This window comes from Micromonospora sp. NPDC049580, assembly GCF_040675595.1.
In the GTDB taxonomy this organism is placed as follows: Bacteria; Actinomycetota; Actinomycetes; order Mycobacteriales; family Micromonosporaceae; genus Micromonospora.
Genome location: NZ_JBFAPG010000817.1, coordinates 1 through 1,275 on the forward strand (window position 1 = coordinate 1; position 1,275 = coordinate 1,275).

The following is a 1,275-nucleotide window of genomic DNA, read 5'->3' on the forward strand; positions in this document are numbered from 1 at the left end:
TTCGGCGTCGCCGAGGGCGACGGCGGAGCCCGCGCCGCCGACCTGCTCGGCCCGGACGGGTTGGGCCTCTGGCAGCCGGTCGAGCAGGAGCCGGTCGACGAGCCGGCCAAGGAGCTGCTCGCCGCGCTGTCCCGCGCCGCCGACCCGGATCTGGCGCTGCGCCAACTGCACCGCATCGTCGAGGCCGAACGGCGCATCAGCGGCGACGGCGGGCCTGGCGGCAGCGGCGCGAGCTCGCCGCTGATCGCGGAGCTGCTCGCCGACCCTGGGCTGCGGCGTCGACTGATCGCCGTCCTGGGCGCGTCGTCGGCGCTCGGTGATCATCTGGTGGCCAACCCGGAGCACTGCCTGGCGCTGCGCACCGCCCCGGACGGGCTCGCGCCGATCGCCGAGGGTCGACTGGAACCGGCCGGCGACGGCAACCCCGTGGCGGTGCTGCGGACCGCGTACCGGCTGGCGTTGCTGCGGATCGCGGCGGCCGACCTCACCGGCGGCCGGGCCCTGGAGCAGACCATGGCGGCGCTGTCCGCGCTGGCCGACGCGACGCTTGCCGCGGCGTACGAGATCGCCGTCGACGAGCTGGCGGAGGGCACCGAGCGACCCCGGCTGGCCGTGGTGGCGATGGGCAAGTGCGGCGGCGGCGAACTGAACTACGTCTCCGACGTGGACGTGATCTTCGTGGCGGCCGAGGACGGCGACCTGCCGGCCGCGACCCTGGTGGCGACCCGGCTGATCCACATCTGCGGGCTGGTCGCCTGGCCGGTGGACGCCGCGCTGCGGCCCGAGGGCAACCGGGGCCCGCTGGTGCGCACCCTCGCCAGCCACCTGGCCTACTACCGGCGGTGGGCGCGCACCTGGGAGTTCCAGGCGCTGCTCAAGGCCCGTCCGGCCGCCGGGGACCTGCCGCTGGCCCAGGAGTGGATCGACCAGCTGGCCCCGCTGGTGTGGAGGGCCGCCGAACGACCCGAGGCGGTCGAGGACGTCCGTGCGATGCGCCGCCGGATCATCGACAACATCCCGCCGAAGGAGCTGGAACGCGAGATCAAGCGCGGTCCCGGCGGGCTGCGCGACATCGAGTTCGCCGTCCAGCTCCTGCAACTGGTGCACGGTCGCGGCGACGAGACGCTGCGGGCGCCGGGCACCATCCCGGCGCTGCGTGCGCTGGTCGCGGGTGGCTACGTCGGCCGCGCCGACGGCGAGTCGCTGCTGCGCGGCTACCGCTTCCTGCGCAGCGTCTAGCACCGGCTCCAGTTGCAGGCCCGGCGGCGTACGCAA

General features: G+C 75.2%; 1 pseudogene. It reads left to right on the forward strand.

The features are described from left to right. A pseudogene (locus tag AB0J68_RS32300) lies at window positions 1–1,236 on the forward strand (bifunctional [glutamine synthetase] adenylyltransferase/[glutamine synthetase]-adenylyl-L-tyrosine phosphorylase); the annotation flags it as partial. Window positions 1,237–1,275: the final 39 nt, after the last annotated feature.